Below are 21,058 nucleotides of genomic sequence, written 5' to 3' on the forward strand. Positions count from 1 at the left end.
ACACGGCGGTGGCTAGGCTCCGGTGCATGGCGGACCGACCACTCCGACGCACCGACGGCAGCCCCGTCCGGGTCCTCGTCGTCGACGACGAGCACGCCTTGGCCGATGCCGTCGCCCTCGCGTTCGAGGGCGACGGCTGGGCCGTACGGGCGGTGCACCGCGGACGGGACGTGCTCTTCGCGGCGCGGGAGTTCCTGCCCGACGTGGTCGTGCTCGACGTGATGCTGCCGGACATCGACGGCTTCGAGGTGCTCGAGCGGCTCCGGGACGCCCGGGACCCCGTGCGGGTGCTGTTCCTCACCGCCCGGGACGCCCCCGAGGACCGGCTCGCCGGACTCACCGGCGGCGGCGACGACTACCTGACGAAGCCCTTCGGCATCGACGAGCTGCTCGTCCGTGCCCGTATCCTGGCCCGGACCGCACCGCAGGTGGTCGCGGCACCGGGGTCGTCCGCGGTCGTGGTCGGCGACCTCCGGCTCGACGAGGAGGACCGCTCGGTGCTGCGCGACGGCGAGCCGATCGAGCTCACGCCGACCGAGTACGAGCTCCTCCGCCACCTCGCCCGGAACGCGAACCGGGTGCTGTCCCGCGAGCAGATCCTGGCGAGCGTGTGGGGCATGGACTTCGGCACGTCGTCGAACCTCGTCGACATGTACGTCTCGTACCTGCGGCGGAAGCTCGACGCCGGACGCGATCCGATGCTGCAGACGGTCCGGGGCGCCGGTTACGTGCTGCGGCCGACGACGTGAGCCGTCCCGACGGGGCGGGGCGTGCCTCCCGACCGGTGCGCACCCCGTCGCTGCGCTGGCGGATCGTCGGAGCCGTGGCGCTGCTGCTCGTCGCGACGAACGTCGTCGTCGGCGCGGTGACCGTGATCGCGTACCGCGAGTACCTGGTCGGACGGCTCGACGCGGAGCTGGCGACGGCGGCGGGCCGGACCCCGGGCGGGCAGCCGCCGTCCGGACCGCCCCCGGAGTCCTCCGGCGGTCAGCAGGACCCGGACAACCGGTTCATCGGGGCGCCGGGGCAGGCGGCCGACACCGTCGTGGCGGTCCTGCGCGACGGTGACGCCGTGCTCGCCGGGTACACGGACGGTGCCGGCGAGCAGCACGGTCTCAGCCGAGCGCAGGAGACCGTGCTCGCGGACGTCGCACCGGATGCGACCCCCACGACGGTCTCGCTGGGGTCGCTCGGGGCGTACCGGGCGCAGGCGGTCACCCGCGGCGGCGACGTCTTCGTGACGGCGCTGCCCCTCGGGGACCTGCGCGCGTCGGTCGTCCGACTCGTCGTCGTCATCGGGAGCACCACGCTGCTCGCACTCCTCGTCGCGGCGTGGGCGCTGACCCTGGCCGTCCGACGATCGCTGCGTCCGCTCGAGCGGGTCGCCTCCGTCGCGTCGAGCGTCACCGCGCTGGACCTCGAACGCGGAGACGCCGACATCGCCGCCCGGGTGCCCTCCGCGGACCTCGTGGTCAGCCGCGAGGTCGGACAGGTCGGCACCGCGCTCAACCGGCTGCTCGGCCACGTCGGCCGCGCACTGACCGTCCGACGGGACGCCGAGCGGGGCATGCGCACCTTCGTCGCCGACGCCTCGCACGAGCTGCGCACGCCGATCGCGACCGTCCGCGCCTACGCCGAGCTGTCGGCCGGTTCGCAGGACGTCGCAGCGCTGCAGCGGAACGCCGAGCGGATCGGCCGCGAGGCGGTGCGGATGGGCGACCTCGTCGAGGAGCTCCTGCTGCTCGCCCGGCTCGACGCCGCCACACACGACGGCGCGGCACCCGACGCAGCGACACACGACGGCGCGGCGCCCGACGGCCCGGCGCCCGACGCCGCGGCCCTCGCCGCCCGGCCCGGGACGGTGCACGAGGAGGTCGACCTCACCGCCACGGTGGTCGAGGCCGTGATGGACGCACGAGCCACCGCACCCGACCACCGGTGGATGCTGCAGCTCGCCGACGACCACCCGCTGACGGTGTCCGGCGACCCGGGGCAGCTGCGGCGCGCCGTCACGAACCTGCTCGCGAACGCGCGGACGCACACCCCGGCGGGGACGACCGTCGTGGTGTCGCTGCAACGGGTCCCGTGCACCGGGGGCGACGAGGCCGCGACGGGTGGGCTCGCACGGCTGGTCGTGGCGAACGACGGACCCCCGATCGACGCCGAGGTCCTGCCGGTGCTGTTCGACCGCTTCACCCGGGGCTCGTCGTCCCGCTCGCGGGAGCACGGGACGAGCGGCCTCGGACTGGCGATCGTCCGCGCGGTCGTGACCGCACACGGTGGGAGCGTCCGGGTCGTGTCGGAGCCGGGACGGACCGCGTTCACGGTCGACCTGCCGGAGGTCGGCAACCGATCCGACGCCTGACGATCCCGGTGCACGATCCCCGCGGACCGCGAACCAGGATCGTCACGCGTACCCGCTCCCGCTTCCTCGTCTGCCACGGGTACGCTGCGGGCACCGGCGGAAGGGGAACGCGATGGACCAGCGACACGGCGACCTGCGGGACGGCGACCTGCGCAGCGGCGACCTGCGGGACGGTGACCCGCGCGGGACGGACCAGCGGTTCACCCGCCTGCCGGAGCGTGCCCGACCCGAGGACCTGGTCGTCGAGGTCCCCGCGTTCGAGGACGACCGACCCCAGCCCGAACCCGAGCCGCCGGCCGCCGCCCCCGAGCTCGTCGCCGCGACCCGCTTCGCGCAGACCTCGCACGCGATGCCGACGATCCGGCGGACGCAGACGCGCGCGGGGCTCTGGATCGCGGGCGTGCCGATCGCGGCGCTCGCCGTCGTCGCGATCGTGCAGATCGTGCTCGGCGTCACCGGCTGAGCCCTCCGACCGCTTCTTAGGGGCACCACAGGGTGCTGCTGCGGTCCGCATCGACGCGCTGCCGAGCCTGGACGGCATGACGGAAGCAGCCACCCCCCACGACCGCAGCACCCCGCTCGACAGCAGCACCGCGCTCGACATCGACATCGTCGTGCCCTGCCACGACGAGCAGGGCACGCTCGCCGCCCACGTCCGACGTCTGCACCACTTCTGCCGGACGTCGTTGCCGCACACCTGGCGCATCACGATCGCCGACAACGCCTCGACCGACGACACCGGGCGCATCGCCGACGACCTCGCCGCGATGCTGCCCGAGGTGCACGCCGTCCACCTGCCGCTCAAGGGTCGCGGCCGCGCCCTCAAGGCGGTCTGGGCAGCATCCCCGGCCGCCGTGCTCGTCTACGTGGACGAGGACCTGTCGACCGACCTCGCGGCGCTCGAACCGCTCGTCGCACCGCTGCTCTCCGGCCACTCCGACGTGGCGATCGGCACGCGGCTCGCGGGGTCCTCCCGGGTCGTGCGCGGCGGCAAGCGCGAGTTCATCTCCCGCTCGTACAACCTGCTCCTCCGCAGCACGATGGGCGTGTCGTTCTCCGACGCCCAGTGCGGGTTCAAGGCGATCACCCGCCAGGCCGCCGACCACCTGCTGCCCCTCTGCGAGGACGACGCGTGGTTCTTCGACACCGAGCTCCTGGTGCTCGCCGAGCACGCGGGGCTGCGCGTCCACGAGGTCCCGGTCGACTGGGTCGACGACGTGGACTCCTCGGTGCACATCGCGTCGACCGCAGCCGAGGACCTCAAGGGCATGTGGCGGGTCTCCCGGGGGCTCGCGACCGGGCGCATCCCGATCGACCCGGTGTACGACGCCATCGGCCGGCAGCCCTTCACGACACCGCACGTGGGGATCGTCGGTCAGCTCCTGCGCTTCGGGACCATCGGCGTGCTGTCCACGGTCGCCTTCGCGCTGCTCTACGCACTGTTCCGTCCCGCGATCGGAGCGCAGACGGCGGACTTCCTCGCGCTGCTCATCACGGCGATCGGCAACACCGCACTGAACCGCCGCTTCACCTTCGGAGTCCGAGGGCGGGCGGGGGCCGGCGTCCACCACGTGCAGGGACTCGTCGTGTTCGGCATCGCCTGGGCGATCACCGCCGGGTCGCTCGTCCTGCTGCACACGACCGTGCCCGGGGCGTCGCACGGCGCCGAGGTCCTGGTGCTCACCGGCGCGAACCTCGTCGCGACCCTGGTGCGCTTCGTCCTCTTCAAGGCGTGGGTGTTCCGCACGAGGCGGCGTCCCGTGCTCGTGCGCCCCGGCGGCCCCACGGCAGCCGTCGCCGACGCTGCCGGCCCGATCGCGACGACGGCGACCGCCGCGGCGGCGACCCGGCGGGTCGACGAGCCGGCGGCCTGAGCCGCCGCAGCAGGCGGCGCGCCGCGAAGCTCGCGGCACCGCGCTCGCGGCACGGCGCTCGCGGCACAACCGGAAGCACGTCGCGCCACGGGACCCCGTGGCGCGACGTGCTTCCGGTTGTGCGCAAGCAGACGGAACCGCGGGAGCAGAACGGCACCGGCACCGAGACCGGCACCGGCACCGGCACCCGCACCGGAACCGGCCGCGCACCGGACGGGAGGCGCGTGGCCGGACCGCCCCGCGCCTCCCGTCCGGCCGGTCTGTTGCACCCGCGGTATACCAAGCCGTAGCATCGGCTCACCGCACCACCCCCACACAGGGCCACGACCGCCACCACCGGTCCGCCCGCGGCGAGCGCTCCACCGATGCAGCCCTGGCCGTCCGCTGCCGGCTGAGCCCCACTGGACCCGCACGTGAACCCCTCCCCCTTCGGTCTGTACGACCCTGCCCGCGAGTCGAGCGACTGCGGCGTCGGCTTCATCACCCGCCTCGACGGGGTGCCGACCCACGACGTCATCGTCCGCGGTGACGAAGCGCTCTGCTCGATCCCGCACCGGGGCGGCAAGTCCGCCGAGGGCGTCGGTGACGGCGCCGGCGTGAGCATCGACCTGTCGGTGGAGTTCTTCAGCGCGATCACCGGCGAGGAGCTCGTCGCCGGGCACTTCGGCGTCGCGAACTGCTTCGTGCCGGCCGACCCCGACGAGCGTGCCGCCGCCGTGCAGACCGTGACCGACGCGATCGAGCACGAGGGCTTCGCGCTGCTGCTCGTCCGCGACGTCCCCGTCGACCACTCGGTCGCCCGTCCCGAGGCCGAGCAGTACCAGCTGCCGATCGTGCAGTGGGTGTTCCGCGCGCCCGAGGGGTGGTCCCGCACCGACGTCGACGCCGCGGCGAACCGCGCCCTGCTCGCCGTCGAGCGCGTGTCCTACACGCAGGCGGCCGAGGCCCGTGCCCCGCACGCCGCGCTCTACCCGCTGTCGCTCAGTGCCCGCACGCAGATCCTCAAGGGCCGGCTGAACTCGGGCGAGGTGATCTCGTACTTCCGCGACCTCACGGACCCGCGGCACTCGGTGCGCACGCTCTACTTCCACACGCGGTTCTCGACGAACACCGAGCCGCACCCGACCATGGCGCAGCCGTTCCGGTTGATGGCGCACAACGGTGAGCTCAACACCGACCGGAAGAACCGGCTGTCGGACGAGGCACTCGCCGCCGCCCGCACCCGCAGCATCGTCCGGCCTCCCGGACAGTCGGACTCGAGCCGGCTCGACCAGACCCTGCAGAGCCGCGTGTTCGACGACGGGCTCGAGATCGTCGAGGCCGTCGTCACGCTCATGCCGCCGGCGTGGGAGAACGACCGCACCCTGACGGCCGACGTCCGGGACATGCTCGAGTACTTCTCGCTGTACGAGGAGAAGAACGACGGCCCGGCCGCGGTGATCTTCAGCGACGGCGACGTCGTCGGCGCACGGCTCGACCGACTGGGGCTCCGTCCCCTGCGGACCGTGCAGACGGACGAGTACCTCATGGTGGCGTCCGAGTCCGGCCAGGTGACGTTCCCGGCCGACGAGGTCGTGCACCGCGGTCGCATCGAGGCCGGCGGCATGCTCGTCGTCGACCACCGCACCGGGTCGGTGATGCGCACGGACGAGGTCCTGCGGATGCTCGCCGCCCGTCGCGACTACGGGACGCTGCTCGACGCCGCCCGCGTGCACCTCGACGACCTGCCGGCGCCGGCCTACGACCGCGGCACCAGCACGCTCGGCTACGACGGCGACCTGTCGCTCGCGGGCCGCTACGTGGCGTACTCGCTGAACCAGGAGAGCTTCCGGTTCATGCTCGACCCGATGCTCGCCACCGGCTCGGAGCGCATCTCGGCGATGGGCTACGGCAACGCCATCAACGCGCTGAGCGACACCGAGGGCGGCATGGCGAAGTACTTCTCGCAGCGCTTCGCCCAGGTGACGAACCCGCCGCTCGACTCGATCCGCGAGGCCGACGGCATGTCGATGCGGGTCGCCCTCGGCAGCAAGCCGGACGGTACGGGCAGCGCGTCCGGCACGTCGAGCCGGCAGATCGTCGTGGACTCCCCCGTCCTCGGGCACCTCGACATGGTCCGCCTGCGCGACCAGACGATCGTGCCGCTCGAACGGTTCGACATGCTCTACGTGCCGGTCGTCGACGACGAGCAGGCGAACGCGGACGCCGTCCGTACCGCGACCGAACGGCTCGCCGGTGCCGTCGTGGCCTTCGCCGAGCGCCAGGGCGGGATCGCGGTCCTGACCGACCGCTCGGTGTCGTCGACGCACGCACCCCTCCCCGTGATCCTCGCCGTCGCCGCCGTCAACCAGCGGCTCATCGAGACCGGTCTGCGCCTGCGCGTGTCCGTGGTCGCCGAGTCCGGCCAGCTGCCGTCCTCGCACCACGTGGCCACCGCCCTGGGCTTCGGGGCCTCGGCCGTGTACAGCCTGTCCGCCCGGCTCCGCGCGGAGGAGAAGTACCCCGCCGCCCCCGCACCCGCCGGCGAGCTCACCGAGACGGATGCCGCCCTCGAGCGCTTCCGCAAGGCGGCCGAGAAGGCGCTGGCGAAGACGATGGGCCGCGTCGGCCTGTGCACCGCCGAGAGCTACATCGGCGGCGAGTTCTTCGAGCCGAACTACCTCGACACCGGCGACGACCTGTTCGCCCGGGTCTTCCCGCACATGGCCGCTCCGGTCGGCGGTGTCGGCTTCGCCCGCATCGCCCAGGCGTCCACCGAGTGGCACGAGCGCGCGCGCTCGGTCGCCACCGAGGGCCAGGTCCCCCTGCTCGGCCTGTTCAAGGAGCGGTCGGACGGCGCCGGACACTCGTTCGGCGTCGCGAGCGTCCGCGGCTTCGGCGGCATGACCGAGGAGCGCCCGGCCTTCGAGCGCTCCGGTGACTCCGACGCGCTGCGGCTGCTCACGCTCCGGCAGCTCGACGACTCGTTCGGCATCTCGGACACGGCGTACCGGAACACCGGCTACGACCGGCTGAGCGACGCCGAGATCGACGCGCACCGCATCACGCCGGGCTACGTCACGTTCCTGCAGACCACGCACGACGAGCGTTCCCGCCGCCCGGCGGCCCTGCGCGACGTGCTCGCCCTGCCCGCGGACGTCACCGGCATCGACGAGGCGTCGGACTTCGCGCGCGAGCTCGGCCGCTTCTCGACCACCGGGAACGCGAGCATCACGGTGCGCGGGCTGTCCGGCTCGCGGTCTTCCTCGGAGGACGCCCTGCCGGGAGGCACGACCCGCTTCACCCTGCGGCTCACCTCGACGGGGCCCACGGGCGCACTGCGCCACCGGGCCCTCGCGGACGGGCTCGCCCTGCTGCACCCCGGCACGGTCGACGTCGACGTCGTCGCCGACGATCGGGTGACGCTGCGCGCCACCGGTGCGGCCGCCGACCTGCTCGGCCTGCTGCAGCAGGCACCGGCGAGCGTCGACGTGGCCGAGGTCCAGCCCGCGCACGAGGTCACCCGGACCCTGGCGTCCGGTGCGATGAGCCACGGCGCCCTCGTCGCGACCGCACACGAGGCCGTCGCCCACGGCACGAACATGGTCGGCGGCATGTCGAACTCGGGCGAGGGCGGCGAGCACCACTCCCGCTACGGCACGATCCGCGGCTCGCGCATCAAGCAGTTCGCCTCGGGTCGGTTCGGCATCTGGGCGGGCTACCTGGCCGACCCGATGCTCGAGGAGCTCGAGATCAAGATCGGCCAGGGCGCGAAGCCCGGCGAGGGCGGGCAGCTCCCCGCACCCAAGGTCACGGTGGACATCGCCGCGGCCCGGGGTGGGACGCCCGGCGTCGAGCTCATCTCGCCGCCGCCGCACCACGACACGTACTCGATCGAGGACCTCGCGCAGCTCATCCACGACTGCAAGGCCGCCCGAGTCCGCGTGGTCGTGAAGCTCGTGTCCTCCGAGGGCATCGGCACGATCGCGGTCGGCGTCGCGAAGGCCGGCGCGGACGTCATCAACGTCGCGGGCAACACCGGCGGCACCGGCGCCGCGGCCGTCACGAGCCTGAAGTACGCCGGACGCTCCGCGGAGATCGGTGTGGCCGAGGTGCACCAGGCCCTCGTCGCGAACGGCCTGCGCCAGAAGGTCACGCTCCGCTGCTCCGGTGCGCACCAGACCGGCTCGGACGTCGTCACGAGCGCGCTGCTCGGCGGGGACTCGTTCGAGTTCGGCACGACCGCGCTCATGATGCTCGGTTGCGTGATGGCGAAGAACTGCAACGTGAAGTGCCCGGCGGGCCTGACCACGAACGCGGAGGCCTTCGAGGGCGACCCCCGAGCGCTCGCGCAGTACCTGCTCAACATCGCGCACGACGTCCGGCAGATCCTCGCGCGCCTCGGCCTGCAGTCCCTCCGCGAGGCCCGGGGTCGCACCGACCTGCTGCAGCTCCTCGACCACCCGGCGTCCGTCGGCCGGCTGGACGTGCGGAACCTGCTCGCGCAGGTGCCCGAGAAGGTCGTCACCGACCCCGAGTACCTCGAGAAGGACTACCGCACCGACGACGCCCTGATCGACCAGGTGCGGGCCGCGCTCGTCGACGGGCACGAGCACGCGCTGACCGTGGACGGCATCGGCCTGGGCAACGCCGACAAGTCGGTCGGCGGGCAGCTCGGGATCGACGTCGAGCGCCTCCTCAACCACGAGCTGCGGGACGTCGACCTGTCGGGCCACCCGGCGGTCACCACCGACGACCGCGGTCGCCGTCGCCTGGTCGACGGCGCGGTGACGGTCCGCACCCACGGCGCTGCCGGGCAGTCGTACGGCGTCTTCACGAACGACGGCACGACGCTCGAGCACACCGGCACGGCGAACGACGGTGTCGGCAAGAGCCAGTCCGGCGGACGCATCGTCGTCCGTGCCCCGGGCGGCGGGAGCGCCGAGCGCGGCGGCAACGTCCTCGTCGGCAACTTCGCGCTGTTCGGCGCCACCGGCGGACGCACGTTCGTCGAGGGCGAGGCCGGCGACCGGTTCGCCGTCCGGAACTCGGGCGCGACGGCGGTGGTGGAGGGCCTCGGCGACTTCGGCTGCGAGTACATGACCGGCGGCGCCGTGCTCAACCTCGGCGGCCACGGCAAGGGCCTCGGCAACGGCATGTCCGGCGGGTTCCTGTACCAGTACGACCCGTCGGGAGCGGTGGCCGAGCGCGCGAGCACCGACTCGCTCCTCGTCTTCCCCGTCACGGAGACCGAGCGCGGTGCGTTCCACGAGGCCGCGGCGAAGCTGCTGCTCGAGTGGCACCTCGAGGCCACCGGGTCCGCCCTCGCCGAGCGGCTGCTCGCGGACTGGGCGACCACTCGCGAGCACGTGTTCGTCGGGATGCCGCGCGCGCTCCTGCTCAGCCAGGACGCCGACGAGATCCTCGCCGCCGCGACGCGGAACGAGCTCCTCGACGAGCTCGCGACCTCGGTGGCGACGGACAAGCTCCGGGCGTTCAAGGTGGACTACCGCGACCAGCGGACGGTGCTCGACGGCCGCGCTCCGGCGCTGGGTGACCAGGGCGAGGACACGTTCTCGCTGCTGTCGTCGTACACGGTGCTCGGGGTGGCGCAGGACGTCGCGCAGGAACGTGTGCCCGGTGCCGCGCCGAGCGACCCCCGGGTGACCGAGGCGGTGCGGAACCTCGTCCTGACCGAGGACTTCCAGGTGAAGCAGCGCGTCGTGAAGTACCTCCGCGGCACGTTCGACCGGTTCGCCGACGACGAGCTCGCGACCCTCATCGCCGTCAAGCGGCTCGACGACGCCAAGCGTGCCCTCGCACAGCGGAACAACCGCAGCGCGGACATGCCCGGTACCACGGGGTGGATCATGCACCAGAACGCCAAGAACGCCGGCCGTGTCCGCGCCGCCCGCTTCGACGAGCTGCTCGCGACCGCGGCGCTCGAGGACATCGCCGCCCGCGCCCCGCAGGCCCCCGTCGAGGCGGTGTCGGCATGAGCACGCTTCCCCCCACCGGGCAGCTGATCCCGGTCGACGCCCCGTTCTCGGCAGCGCAGGAGTCGTGGCTCGCCGGGTTCATCGCCGGCATCGCGGCCGCGGGCAAGCGTGCCACCGGCGGTGCCCCGACCACGACGGTGGACGTGCTCTTCGGGACGCAGACCGGCAACGCCGAGTTCCTCGCCGACGAGCTCGTCACCGGCGCGAAGGCGCGCGGGCTCGGCGGACGGGCGACACCGCTCGACGCCGTGACGCCGGAGCAGCTCGCCGGGATGTCGCACGTGCTCGTCGTCACCTCGACGTACGGCGAGGGCGAGATGCCCGACAACGCCGGCCTGTTCTGGGACGCGGTCCAGGCCTCGACGGTCCCCCGGCTCGAGGGGCTGCAGTACGCGGTGCTCGGGCTCGGCGACACGAGCTACGACGAGTTCTGCCAGGCCGGGAAGCTCCTCGACCTGCGGTTCGAGCAGCTCGGCGCGACCCGCATCCACGACCGCGTCGACTGCGACGTCGACTTCGAGGACCCCGCGGCGCTCTGGAGCGCGGCGGTCCTCGACCGGCTGGCGGCCGAGGCCGGAGCGCAGCCCGGGGCGGACGGCCCCGCCGCAGCCGCGACCACGTCGTCCGCCGCAGCGGGCGCGTCGGAAGCGGGCCGCGCCTCCCGGCCGGGATCGCAGTGGAACAAGCGCAACCCGTACCGAGCCCCGCTCGTCGTGAACCGGCTGCTCTCCTCGCCGCGCAGCGCGAAGGAGATCCGGCACGTCGAGTTCGACCTCGGCACCTCGGGCATCGAGTACCGCGCCGGCGACGCCCTCGCGGTGGTACCGCACAACGACCCCGCGCTCGTCGACCAGCTGCTCGAGCACCTCGGGGCCGACGGGGCCGCCGCGTTCGACGGACGGCCGCTCGCCGAGGTCCTGCGCACCGAGCGCGAGATCCGGACGCCGTCGAAGGACCTCGTGGCCGACCTCGTGCAGCGCGCACCGGCGTCGGAGCTCGCGGCGGTCGTGTCGCACGGGGACAAGCACGAGCTCGACCGGTGGCTCTGGGGCCGCGACGTCCTCGACCTGCTCCGGGACGCCGGTACCGCGGCGCCGTCGATGGAGGAGCTGCTCCCGAACCTCCGCGGGCTGCAGGCGCGGCAGTACTCGATCTCGTCGAGCCCGCTGGCGCACCCGGACCGCATCCACCTGACGATCGCGTCCGTCCGCTACGGCGACGCGCGCCGGTCCCACGCCGGCGTCGCGTCGACGTACCTGGCCGACCGGGTGCAGGCCGACGGTGAGGTCGACGTGTACCTCCAGCCGAACGCCGCGTTCGGGGTCCCCGCCGACGGCGACGCCCCGATGGTGATGATCGGCCCCGGCACCGGCATCGCCCCGTTCCGCGGGTTCCTGCACGAGCGGGCAGCGGCCGGTGCGACCGGGCGGAACTGGCTGTTCTTCGGCGACCAGCACCGCGAGACCGACTTCGTGTACGAGGACGAGCTCACCGCGATGCAGGCGTCGGGCGTGCTCACCCGGCTCGACCTGGCGTTCTCGCGCGACCAGGCCGAGAAGGTCTACGTGCAGACGCGGATGCGCGAGCAGGCGGCGGAGCTCTTCCGGTGGCTCGAGGACGGCGCGCACGTGTACGTGTGCGGCGACGCCTCGCGCATGGCGAAGGACGTCGAGCAGGCCCTCCTGGAGGTCATCGCGACCGGTCGGGGCCGCGGGGACGACGACGCGCAGGCGTACCTGGCGGACCTGCGGCGCGCGAAGCGCTACGTCCGCGACGTGTACTGAGCGGCGCCGCCGCCGAGGCGTGCCCCGGCCGCCGAGGGACCGACGGCCGGGGCACCCGAGGGACGGTCACCCGGTGACGGCGACCGACTCCGCATCCCGCACGACGAAGAAGTCCGAGTACAGCGCGCACCCGTCCGGCTCGACCAGGAGACCCCTGATCCAGATCTCGTGTCGACACTCCACCTCGACGACCGTCCCGGCGCGGTCGTCGACCGTGTCCTCCGTCGCGGACATGCGGTTCCCTCCGTCCGCGGTCGCAGCCGGCCGGCTCCCTGACGCCGGCCGTGGGGACTGTGCGTCCAGCGGCACCCGTACCCTACGGAGGCGCCCGCGACGGCCGGAACCCGTTGACCCGGCTCGGCCGCTGTGCTACTCCGTGTCGCCGGCGGACGCGGACTCCGCCGCCCCCGGGACGACCGCCCGGGACCACGCGGAGTCCGCCGCGGTGCTCGTGTCCGGTGGCTCGGGCACGAGCACGAGCCCGGCACCGGAGGTCGCCGCCGCGTAGAGCTCCTCGAGCCAGCTGCGGTTGATCGCGGGCACCCGGCTGCCCGCGAAGGTGAACCGCAGGCTGACGTTCGGGTGCAGCCAGACGGAGCTGCGCCCGTCGCCGTGGAGCACGTCGTCCTTCCACGAGAACACGAAGCGGTGGTCGCGCCGCAGCATGTTCACGATGACGATCTGCAGGTGCGTGAGCGCGCGGTCGTCGACCCGCAGGTCGAGCACCTCACCGTCGTAGACGATCTGACCCATGAGGATCCTTCTACACCGTGCCGGCGAGCGAGGGACGGGTGCGGGGCCGGACGGGAGGCGCGGTGCCGGCCGGCACCGCGCCTCCCGTCCGTCGTGGGGTCGCGTCAGTCCTGCGCGGTCGCCTCGTAGTGCCGCGCACCGCCGCGTACACCCGCGAAGCGGTACGGCGCAGCCGTGACGCGGGGCCGCTCGACGTCCTCGCTCGTGGCGGCACCGGCAGCGTGCAGCTCCCGGTACGCGTCGACCGTCAGCGGGGTGCGCGCCGCGAGCAGTGCGCGGACCCGGCCCTCGCGGCGGTGGGAGCGGTAGTCGGGCCGGACGATCCCGGTGATGAGCTCCCCGACGCTGCCCGAGCCGTAGCTGAACAGGGCGATCCGCTCGCCGCCCAGGTCGTCGTCGAGGTCGAGCAGCGCCGCGAGGCCGATCCAGAGCGACGCCGTGTAGGTGTTGCCGGTCTGCTTGTTGTAGGTGAAGCCGATCGCGAGCTCGGACTCGTCGAAGGGCACCCCGACGTGCTGCGTGAGCTTCCGGTGCGCCTTGAGCGCCATCTTCGTGAACGGCTGGTGGTGGACGAAGCGCACGATGTCCTCGTACGCCGGGCCGCCCTGCGACGCCAGGTCGTCCCACGCCCCGACGAACGCGTCGACGTACGCGCTGACCGACAGCCGGCCGTCGACGAGCGCCGTCGAGCGGTCGTTCGGTCGCCAGAAGTCGTCGACGTCGGCGGTGAAGACGCCCGCGGCGGGCTCGATCTCGATGAGGTCGGGGTCCGCGGACACCAGGATCGCGGCGGCCCCGGCGCCCTGGGTGGGCTCGGCGGCGGTGTCGACGTCGTACCGGGCGACGTCGGCGGCGATGACGAGGACCCGCTCGTGGGGTGCGCGCGCGATGATGCCCAGGGCGAGCTGCACGGCCGCGGTCCCGCCGTAGCAGGCCTGCTTCAGCTCGACCACGCGGACGTTCTGCGGGAGGCCGAGGAGCCCGTGCACGTAGACACCGGCGGCCTTGGACTGGTCGACGCCCGACTCGGTCGCGAACAGCACCGTGCGGATGCCCTCGACGCCGTGGCGGTCGATGACCTCCTTCGCGGCGGCGGCACCCATGGTGACGATGTCCTCGTCGGGCGCGGGCACGCTGAACGCGTCCTGCCCGATGCCGACGTGGTACTTCGCCGGGTCGACGCCGAGCCGTTCGGCCAGGTCGTCGAGCTCGAGCACGTGGTGGCCGGTCGCGATCGCGATGTCGTGGATGCCGACGGACAGCGGCTGCCGTGCGTCGCGCTGCTGGGCGCTCATGCTGCACCTCCTGCGGGCTTCGACCCGCGACGTTCCATGGCGACGTGCGCCGCCATCAGCTCGCCCGGGTTGGTCTGGGCGGCGAGCAGGGACAGCTCACCGCAGAGCACCGTCGCCGCGCACAGGGCGGCCAGGCGGCGGGCGTTGGCACCGGGCTCCCGGTCCTCGCGGCAGCCGAGGCGCACCAGGGCGTCCTCGACGACGGGCAGGTCCCCGCCCTTGCCGTTGCCGACCGTGCCGACGATGAGGTGCGGCAGCGCCGTGGAGAAGTAGAGGTCGTCACCGCGGGCCTCGGCGTAGGTGATGCCCTGCGAGCCCTCGACGATGTTGGCGGCGTCCTGCCCGGTGGCCAGGTAGAAGCCGAGGAGCATGTTCGCGTAGTGCGCGTTCGCGGAGCGCAGGGCCCCGGCGATGGTCGAGCCGACCAGGTTCTTCGCCACGTTGAGCTCCGCGATCCGCGCAGCGCTCGACCGCAGCCGCTTCTCGACGATCTCCCCCGGGATCACGATCTCGGCGATCGTGTTCCGGCCGCGACCGCGGATGCCGTTCACCGCGGTGGCCTTCTTGTCCGTGCAGAAGTTGCCCGAGACGCTGACGTAGCGCAGGCCCGGCTCCCACGCGAGGATCGCGGGCAGGAGCTTGTCCGCCGCCTGCGTCACCATGTTGTGGCCGGAGGCGTCGCCCGTGGTGAACGCGAAGCGCAGGAACAGCAGGTCGCCGACGATCTCGGGGTGCACCTCGATGAGCTTCGCGAAGCGGCTCTGCCCGGCGACGATCTGCTCGAGTTCGTCCTGGCGCGCGAGGATGCGGCCTGCCGCGATGTGCGCAGCGGCGGCGCTGTCGGCCTTCACGACGACCGAGCGGGTCATGCGCTCGTCGACGACGGTCGCGACGATGCCGCCCTCGACCATGCGCGAGATGCGGGCACCGCGACCGACGGACGGCCACAGCGGCGACTCGTACGTGGCGAGGGGCACCTCGTGCTCGCCCTCGACGGCGTTGCCGCTCACGCGGATCGGCCCCACCCACTTCGTGGGGATCGGGGTCAGCAGGTCGGTCATTCGACGCTCCCTTCGGGCGCTTGCACCGCGACGCTGAGGTGTCTGATGTCGTGCGCCTCCCAGGCGCGGTGGATGCCGGCGAGGTCGGTGTCCGCCGGGACGAGCGCGATGCCGCAGTCGCCGCCGCCGGCACCGGACGGCTTCGCCGCCCCGCCGGCCGACTCGACGACGTCGCACAGGGTCGCGAGCCGCTCGGTCTCGATCTGCGAGCCGACGGACGCGCCGAGGCGCTGCATGAGCACGCGGGCGCGCCGCAGGGCGTCGAGCGTCATCGCCGCGTCGCCGGTCCGGAGGCCCGTGGTCAGGTCGTCGACGCAGGCGCGGCTGTCGTCGAGGAACGCCTGGTACCCGCCGTTGCGGTGCTTCCGGACCACGCTGACGAGCTTCGTCGTCGACGCCGGCGAGCCCGTCCAGCCGACGAGGAGTTCGAGGTCCGCCGGCGCGGGCAGGCGCTGCACGTCGAAGCCGGTCCAGGCGTCGGTGTCGTCGAGGATCGCGGTCACGGAGCGGCGGTCGAGCATGGCCACCAGGCGCTCGCGGTCCGGTGCGCTGTAGCGGAGCCAGCCGCCGAAGGTGCTCGCGGCGAGGTCGCCGCCGGACGCGCGCGGGTTGACCCGGACGGTCGCGAGCAGCGCGACCCGGAAGCGGTCCCGCTGCGAGAGCCCGATGCCGTAGAACCGGTCGAGTGCGCCGACCGTGGCGACGGTGACCGCGGCCGAGGATCCGAGTCCGAACTTCCGACCGCTGGCGTCGTCGAGCTGGCTCTCGATGCGCAGGTCGTGGAACCGTGGTGCGATCCCACGCTCGGCCCGGAGCTTCTCGACCAGGTCGATCGTCGCCATGACGTAGTCGTAGGGGTGGTGCTCGCGGTCCAGCGCCAGGCCGTCCTCGTCGCGGGTCCACGTCAGCGGGAGGTGCCCGTACTCCTCGGAGTGCACGCTCCCGGAACCGTGGCCCTCGCGCACCCGGGCGGTGATGGCCCGGTCGAGGGCGATGAGCACGGATGGCTGCCCGGGCTCGACGACGGCGTACTCGCCCGCGACGAACAGCTTGCCGTGGGCGCGGAACTCGATCACTCGGCGGTCTCCTCCGGTCGGACGGCACCCACTCCGGGTGCCTCCGTCCCTTCGGAGCGGACGACCCGTGCGCCTGGTCCGGTGCCCGACTCGATGACGTCTCCCAGACCGGCGAGCGCCGTGGCGACGGCACCGCGGTCCTCGGGCTTCGTGAGCACCACGACGTTCGGGCCGGCGTCGGCGGTCGCGTACGCCTCGGTCCCGGCGGCACGGAGCTCGGCGACGGCATCGAACACGGCGACGCTGCGGGCGTTCAGGTACCGGATGGGCGGGAAGGCGCCCTCGATCGTCGCGTGCATGCGGAGCGCGTTGCTCTCGGTGAGCTCCCCGATCCGGGTGAAGTCACCGGCGGCGCAGGCGTCGAGCATCTCCCCCACGGTCTCGGTCGTCGACGTCACCCACGCCGGGTAGAACGGCGAGGTCGCGATCGTCCGGCGCATCGCCTCACGCGAGCCGATCGCCTTCTCGCCGGCGGAGATCGTCACCACGACCATGGCCATCGGCGGGGCGGGGACGCGCTCGGCGTAGGAGCCCTGGTCGTCGCCGGCGTGCCAGACCGCGACACCGCCGGGGATCGAGCGCGTGGCGGACCCCGAACCGCGTCGGGCGAGCCGGGAGAGGTCGCGCTCGGACAGGTCGAGCCCGTAGGCCGCCGACGCCGCGGTCGCGAGGGCCGCGAAGCCGGACGCGCTGGAGGCCAGCCCGGCGCCGGTCGGCACGGTGTTCTCGGAGACGACGGCCGCGCGGTCGGACGACCCGGCGAGCTCGCGCACGAGGTCGAGGAACTGCTGCACGCGGAGCACCGCACCCTCGGGGGCCGCGCCGCCGTTGAGCACGAGCGAGTCGGCGTCCGCCGCGGCGTCGAGCGTCACGGTCGTCGTGGTCGGGAAGACGTCGAGGCCCATCGACACGCTGCCGGTGGCGGGCAGGGCGAGTTGCGCGTCGGCCTTGCCCCAGTACTTCACGAGCGCGATGTTGGGGTGCGCGACGGCGGTGGCGGTCATCAAGCGCGGGCTCCGATCGTGGTGGTCCAGGTCTCCGTCGCGCCCGCGGCACGGAGTGCGGCGGACACGCGGTCGGCGTGCTCCCCGTCCGCGACGAGCGCGAGGACGCATCCGCCGCGCCCACCGCCGGTGAGCTTCGCGCCGAGGGCGTCCGCACGGCGTGCGGCGTCGACGAGCCGGTCGAGGTCCGCGCTCGACACGTCGAGTTCGGTGAGCAGTTCGTGCGCGGCGTCCATCGTGGCACCGAGGGCCTGGGCATCGCCATCCTCGAGTGTCCCCCGTGCGCGTCGCGCGAGGGCGCCGATGGCGTCGACGACGCCGTCGACCGTGGCGGGGTCGGCGTCGTGCCGTTCCCGGACGGCCGCGACTGCCTCGCGCGTGTGCCCCGGGACACCGGTGTCCGCGACGACGAAGGTGAACACCGCGCCGAGCGGGACGGGCTCGACCACGCCGCCCTCGAACCACACGGGCACCTCGGCGACGACCCCTCGGGCATCGAGTCCGGAGGGGCGGCCGTGGGCGACGCGCTCGCACTCCTGCACGAGTTCGTGGTGCTCCTCGGGGTCGAGGGTCCGACCGAAGACGTCGGCCACGGCGGCGGTCACGGCGGCGGCGACGGCGGCGCTCGAACCCATGCCCCGGGCGGTCGGCACGGCACTGTCGACCCGGACGTGCACGTGCTGCTCCTCGGCGCCGAGGTGCCGGAGCGTCGCGGTCACGGCGGTCACCGTCGGCAGCACGGCCGCCGGTGCGGTGTCGAGGGGGCCGTTGTGCACGGTCGACTCGAGCCGGCTGCCGTCGCCGGGCGCCACCGGGGTCACCGTCGCGGTCACCCGCACGTCGAGCACGGGGAGCACGAGCGCGGGTACGCCGTACACCACGGCGTGCTCGCCGATCAGGATCGTCTTGCCGTGGGACGACGCTGACCCGGTGCGGAGGCTGGGTCCTGCTCCCGGGGTCGCGGTGCTGTCGGTGTCGTTGCTGGTCATCGTGGCTCAGGTCAGCCTAACCGGCCGTGCGCGCGACCGCCCGTGCCCACCTGTGAACAACCTGGTTGTGCACAACTGAGTTGCGTGCCACACTGGTGGGCATGCCGGTGACCGACGAGATGGTGTGCTTCTCGCTCTACGCGGCGTCCCGGGCGACCACCCAGGCGTACCGCGCACTGCTGGAACCCTGGGGACTGACGTACCCCCAGTACCTCGTCCTCGTGACCCTGTGGATCGAGGGCGACCAGACCGTCTCCACGCTCGGCGAGCACCTGCAGCTCGACTCCGGCACCCTGTCGCCGCTGCTCCGGCGCATGGAGCGGGCCGACCTGGTCCGCCGCGAGCGCCGCAGCACCGACGAGCGCGTCGTGACCGTCACGCTCGGCGACCGCGGTCGCTCGATCCGCCCCGAGCTCGCCCACGTCCCCGCGCGCATCGCCGCGGGCATGGGCCTGTCCGACGAGCAGGCCGCCCTCGAGCTCATCGCGACGCTCCAGCGCCTGACGGCGACCATGCACGCCGCGGCCGACGACACCGCCACCACGACCACCGACGCCCCCACAGCGTCGGACGACTGACCCCACGAAGGAAGGAAGGACCCCCATGGACGTCCTCTACACCGCCGAGGCGCTCGCCACCGGCGAGGGCCGCAACGGCCACGTCGCCACCAGCGACGGCCGCGTCGAGCACGACCTCGCCATCCCGAAGGAGATGGGTGGCTCCGGCAACGGCGCCAACCCCGAGCAGCTCTTCGCAGCCGGCTACGCCGCGTGCTTCCACTCCGCGCTGCAGGGCGTCGCCCGCGCGCAGAAGGTGAAGATCACCGACTCGACCGTCGGTGGCCGCGTCTCCATCGGCCCGAACGGCCAGGGCGGCTACCAGCTCGCCGTCATGCTCGAGGTCGTCATCCCCGGCCTGGAGCACGACCAGGCCCAGGCCCTCGCGGACGCCGCGCACCAGGTCTGCCCGTACTCGAACGCCACCCGCGGCAACATCGACGTCACCATCGTCGTCTCGGAGGACTGACCCATGACCGACACCACCCCCACCACCATGCGTGCCGTCGTCCACGAGACCTTCGGCGAGCCGGCCGACGTCCTGACCGTCGCCGAGCGCCCCGTCCCGCAGCCCGGCCCCGGCCAGGTGCTCGTCCGCACGGTGCTCTCCCCCATCCACAACCACGACCTGTGGACGATCCGCGGCACCTACGGGTTCAAGCCCGAGCTCCCCGCGGCCAGCGGCACCGAGGCGCTCGGCGTCGTCGAGGCCCTGGGCGAGGGCGTCGACCGCCTGCAGGTCGGCCAGCGCGTCGCGGGCGGCACCTTCGGCGTCTGGGCCGAGTACTACGTCGCCGACGCCGCCGGGCTCGTCCCCGTGCCGGACGCCATGCCCGACGAGTCCGCCGCGCAGCTCGTCTCGATGCCGTTCAGCGCGATCAGCCTGCTGCACTCGCTCGACCTGCACGAGGGCGACTGGATCATCCAGAACGCCGCGAACGGCGCCGTCGGCCGCATGGTCGCGCAGCTCGGCAAGGCCCGCGGCATCAACGTGATCGGTCTGGTCCGTCGCGCCGAGGGCGTCGAGGAACTGCGGGAGCAGGGCATCGACCGCATCGTCGCCACGGACTCCGAGGGCTGGCAGGACCAGGTCCGCGAGCTCACCGGCGGTGCCCCGATCATCGCGGGCGTCGAGTCCGTCGGCGGGAAGGCCGCGGGCGACATCGCCTCGGTCATGGGCGAGAACGGCACGCTCGTCGTCTTCGGCGCCATGGCGTCGCCGACGCTCGAGATCCCGTCCGGCAAGGTCATCTTCGGCCAGCTCACCGTCAAGGGGTTCTGGGGCGCCGTCGTCAGCAGGACCATGCCGGCCGAGCTCAAGGGCCAGCTCTTCGGCGAGCTCATCACCCGCGTGCTCGACGGATCGCTGACGCTCCCCGTCTCCGAGACCTTCGTGTTCGAGGACGCCCGCGACGCGGCGCGTGCCAGCGACACCGCCGGCCGTGTCGGCAAGGTGCTGCTGCGCCCGTAGCGGTCCAACACCCCGGGACGGACGGGAGGCGCGGTGCCAGCTGGCACCGCGCCTCCCGTCCGTCGCGGTGTGCGCCGGAGGTCACATCGCCTCCTTCAGCCCCTTCCGCACCAGGAGCGCGTTCATCGGGTACGAGCAGACGAACCCGGCGACCATCGCGACCTGCATCGCGACCCAGAACTCGGGTGTCAGCACGCCGACGCGGCCACCGAGCACCGCCGGCAGCAGCGCGAACTGCAGCACCGCCATCGCGCCGTACATACCGACCTGCCACGCGGTGATGCTGAGGGTGTCGGCCTTGAGCGCGGCGACGAGCCCGTCCCGCCAGCCGAGCCCGCGCATCGGCGCGATCGCCGCGTACTGGAACGCGATGCCGACGACGAACGCGATGACGAAGTCGATGATCCACCCGGCGAACATGCGGTCCTGGTAGAGCGTGCCGAGCCCGACGAGGGTGCCGAGGGCCGGGAAGGCGACGAGCCCGAACTCGCCGACGAGGTCACCGAGCGCACACCCGGCGCCGCAGTGGCTCGTGTCGATCGCGGTGCCCGCCCACCGGCCGTGACCGCCCACCGTCGCACGGCCCCGGCGGAGGTAGAAGACCAGCCACACCACGCTGCCGAAGAGCATCGTCAGCGGCCAGACGAGCGCCATCACCCGCATGTGCGGTGGGTGCCGGACGACGTCGACCGCGACGACGAGCGCGCAGCCGACCGCCACCACGAGGAGCACCGCGCAGACCGCGGTCAGCGTCGTCGGCAGGTCGCCCACCTGCAGTTCGGTCATCGCGTGCGCCTCCCGTGATCGTTGTCGCCCGACAACGGTGCACCGTACACACCCGTGCCGGAGCC

The 21,058-nt window shown here is 73.2% G+C and carries 17 protein-coding genes; 9 read left to right on the forward strand and 8 right to left on the reverse strand.

Annotation, left to right across the window (positions count from 1 at the left end; all coding sequences use genetic code 11):
* The first annotated feature begins 26 nt into the window (after positions 1-26).
* From JOD95_RS14740 to JOD95_RS14765, 6 genes are all read left to right on the forward strand, one after another.
* A complete protein-coding gene (locus tag JOD95_RS14740) occupies positions 27-749 on the forward strand; it encodes a response regulator transcription factor (protein ID WP_209685768.1) in 723 nt (240 codons plus the stop codon).
* A complete protein-coding gene (locus JOD95_RS17010) occupies positions 746-2,365 on the forward strand; it encodes a cell wall metabolism sensor histidine kinase WalK (protein WP_209685770.1) in 1,620 nt (539 codons plus the stop codon). Before JOD95_RS14740 ends, JOD95_RS17010 begins: the two co-directional genes overlap by 4 nt.
* Positions 2,366-2,477: 112 nt before the next feature.
* Positions 2,478-2,828 carry a hypothetical protein gene (locus JOD95_RS14750; protein ID WP_066656002.1) on the forward strand — a complete coding sequence of 117 codons (351 nt, stop codon included), beginning with the start codon at positions 2,478-2,480 and terminating at the stop codon, positions 2,826-2,828.
* A 76-nt stretch (positions 2,829-2,904) separates the two neighbouring features.
* Positions 2,905-4,239: a glycosyltransferase gene (locus tag JOD95_RS14755; RefSeq protein WP_209685772.1), complete on the forward strand. Its 1,335-nt coding sequence runs from the start codon at positions 2,905-2,907 to the stop codon at positions 4,237-4,239.
* Between the two features lie 413 nt (positions 4,240-4,652).
* Positions 4,653-10,217: a glutamate synthase-related protein gene (locus tag JOD95_RS14760; RefSeq protein ID WP_209685774.1), complete on the forward strand. Its 5,565-nt coding sequence runs from the start codon at positions 4,653-4,655 to the stop codon at positions 10,215-10,217.
* The gene (locus tag JOD95_RS14765; protein ID WP_209685776.1) at positions 10,214-12,001 is read left to right on the forward strand and encodes a sulfite reductase subunit alpha; all 1,788 of its coding nucleotides are present in this window, start codon (positions 10,214-10,216) and stop codon (positions 11,999-12,001) included. The genes JOD95_RS14760 and JOD95_RS14765 overlap by 4 nt, the downstream gene beginning before the upstream one ends.
* A 66-nt stretch (positions 12,002-12,067) precedes the next feature.
* On the opposite strand, the gene JOD95_RS14770 is transcribed toward JOD95_RS14765, so the two are convergent.
* The 7 genes from JOD95_RS14770 to mvk all read right to left on the reverse strand — a co-directional run bounded on the left by JOD95_RS14770 (position 12,068) and on the right by mvk (position 18,179).
* Positions 12,068-12,235 carry a hypothetical protein gene (locus JOD95_RS14770; RefSeq protein ID WP_209685778.1) on the reverse strand — a complete coding sequence of 56 codons (168 nt, stop codon included), beginning with the start codon at positions 12,233-12,235 and terminating at the stop codon, positions 12,068-12,070.
* 135 nt (positions 12,236-12,370) lie between these two features.
* Complete coding sequence (locus JOD95_RS14775) at positions 12,371-12,754, reverse strand: ATP-dependent DNA ligase (RefSeq protein ID WP_066656011.1); 384 nt, start codon at positions 12,752-12,754, stop codon at positions 12,371-12,373.
* Positions 12,755-12,858: 104 nt separating this feature from the next.
* The gene (locus JOD95_RS14780) at positions 12,859-14,049 is read right to left on the reverse strand and encodes a hydroxymethylglutaryl-CoA synthase (protein WP_209685780.1); all 1,191 of its coding nucleotides are present in this window, start codon (positions 14,047-14,049) and stop codon (positions 12,859-12,861) included.
* Positions 14,046-15,110: a hydroxymethylglutaryl-CoA reductase gene (locus JOD95_RS14785; protein ID WP_066656017.1), complete on the reverse strand. Its 1,065-nt coding sequence runs from the start codon at positions 15,108-15,110 to the stop codon at positions 14,046-14,048. Before JOD95_RS14785 ends, JOD95_RS14780 begins: the two co-directional genes overlap by 4 nt.
* Positions 15,107-16,186 carry a phosphomevalonate kinase gene (locus JOD95_RS14790; protein ID WP_209685782.1) on the reverse strand — a complete coding sequence of 360 codons (1,080 nt, stop codon included), beginning with the start codon at positions 16,184-16,186 and terminating at the stop codon, positions 15,107-15,109. Before JOD95_RS14790 ends, JOD95_RS14785 begins: the two co-directional genes overlap by 4 nt.
* Positions 16,183-17,190: a diphosphomevalonate decarboxylase gene (gene mvaD, locus JOD95_RS14795; RefSeq protein ID WP_245172473.1), complete on the reverse strand. Its 1,008-nt coding sequence runs from the start codon at positions 17,188-17,190 to the stop codon at positions 16,183-16,185. The genes JOD95_RS14790 and mvaD overlap by 4 nt, the downstream gene beginning before the upstream one ends.
* Positions 17,190-18,179 carry a mevalonate kinase gene (gene mvk / locus JOD95_RS14800; protein WP_209685786.1) on the reverse strand — a complete coding sequence of 330 codons (990 nt, stop codon included), beginning with the start codon at positions 18,177-18,179 and terminating at the stop codon, positions 17,190-17,192. The genes mvaD and mvk overlap by 1 nt, the downstream gene beginning before the upstream one ends.
* Before the next feature lie 101 nt (positions 18,180-18,280).
* On the opposite strand from mvk, the gene JOD95_RS14805 reads away from it, so the two are divergent.
* The 3 genes from JOD95_RS14805 to JOD95_RS14815 are packed head-to-tail and all read left to right on the forward strand — an operon-like array spanning position 18,281 to position 20,207.
* Positions 18,281-18,757 (forward strand): MarR family winged helix-turn-helix transcriptional regulator, encoded by a 477-nt coding sequence (locus JOD95_RS14805; protein ID WP_200884109.1) that lies wholly within the window; start codon positions 18,281-18,283, stop codon positions 18,755-18,757.
* Positions 18,758-18,782: 25 nt separating this feature from the next.
* A complete protein-coding gene (locus tag JOD95_RS14810; protein WP_066656027.1) occupies positions 18,783-19,205 on the forward strand; it encodes an organic hydroperoxide resistance protein in 423 nt (140 codons plus the stop codon).
* Positions 19,206-19,232: 27 nt separating this feature from the next.
* Positions 19,233-20,207 carry a zinc-binding dehydrogenase gene (locus tag JOD95_RS14815; RefSeq protein ID WP_209685960.1) on the forward strand — a complete coding sequence of 325 codons (975 nt, stop codon included), beginning with the start codon at positions 19,233-19,235 and terminating at the stop codon, positions 20,205-20,207.
* 81 nt (positions 20,208-20,288) lie between these two features.
* Here the strand turns inward: JOD95_RS14815 and JOD95_RS14820 are convergent, their stop codons facing one another.
* Entirely contained in the window at positions 20,289-20,993 is a 705-nt protein-coding gene (locus JOD95_RS14820; RefSeq protein WP_209685788.1) for a DUF4396 domain-containing protein, read from the reverse strand.
* Positions 20,994-21,058 lie beyond the last annotated feature (65 nt).

This window comes from Curtobacterium sp. 1310 (assembly GCF_017834105.1).
Lineage (GTDB): Bacteria > Actinomycetota > Actinomycetes > Actinomycetales > Microbacteriaceae > Curtobacterium.